Here is a 428-nt window from a genome sequence, read left to right on the forward strand (position 1 = left end):
CTGAGCAAAGTCCAGCAGGTAAAGCTGGTCTACGAACCCGGGACCGGCGACTGGTACCTGCACATAACCCACAGGGTCCCGGTAACCTATAAGGAAACCGAAAACGTCATGGCGCTGGATCTGGGTATCGTGAACATCGCAGCCGGAGTAATCTCCGACGGCTTTTCTTTCCTCGTGCCCGGCGGGGAACTTCTGGCCCTCGACCGGTACTTCCAGAAAGAAAAAGCCAAACGTACCAAATCCACCAGCAGGCGCTGCATTGAGTTGAACGTCAAGTGGGGCAGGCAGCGCAACCACTACCTGCACGTACTGACCAGGTGGTTGGTCGACCTGGCAGTTGCCCACAACGTTTTCACCATCGTAGTCGGCGAATTAAAAGGTATTCGTGCAGACAGGGAATGGGGAGACGCGGGCAACCAGAAACTCCA

1 protein-coding gene is annotated in these 428 nt (G+C 55.8%); it reads left to right on the plus strand.

Translation table 11 applies throughout. The annotated features are described in order from the left end of the window. The coding region (locus JDF658_RS13995) for a transposase (RefSeq protein WP_159446654.1) at positions 1-428 on the plus strand (428 nt) is incomplete at both ends.

Source organism: Carboxydocella sp. JDF658 (assembly GCF_002049395.1).
Taxonomy (GTDB): Bacteria; Bacillota.